The 258-nt window shown below is 63.2% G+C and carries 1 protein-coding gene; it reads left to right on the top strand.

Annotated elements, in window-relative coordinates:
* Positions 1-68: 68 nt before the first annotated feature.
* Positions 69-258, top strand: a 190-nt coding sequence (locus SB765_RS31285) for a 3-hydroxyacyl-CoA dehydrogenase NAD-binding domain-containing protein (protein ID WP_410932715.1), incomplete at its 3' end; no start/stop codon positions are given.

Here is a 258-nt window from a genome sequence, read left to right as displayed (position 1 = left end):
CTCGGGCGTACGAAGGCGGACGTTGATCGCCTGCGGGCCGAGGATGTCATCTGACACTGGAGCGAGAAATGCAGTATCGAGGAACGAAAAGCATCCAGCGTGTGGCCGTCATCGGCGCCGGCGTAATCGGCGCAGGATGGGCTGCAGCCTATCTCGCCCGCGTCTTCGAGGTAACCGCTTATGATCCGTCCGCTGCAATGCAGGAGCGCGCCAGCACGCAGATTTCGCGTGCCGGGAGCGCCATGCTCGAACTGGACC

The organism is Pseudomonas sp. SIMBA_067 (assembly GCF_046534675.1).
In the GTDB taxonomy this organism is placed as follows: domain Bacteria; phylum Pseudomonadota; class Gammaproteobacteria; order Pseudomonadales; family Pseudomonadaceae; genus Aquipseudomonas; species Aquipseudomonas putida.
Note: the sequence above shows the minus strand (reverse complement) of the source record. Positions and strands in the feature narration are given on the sequence as shown.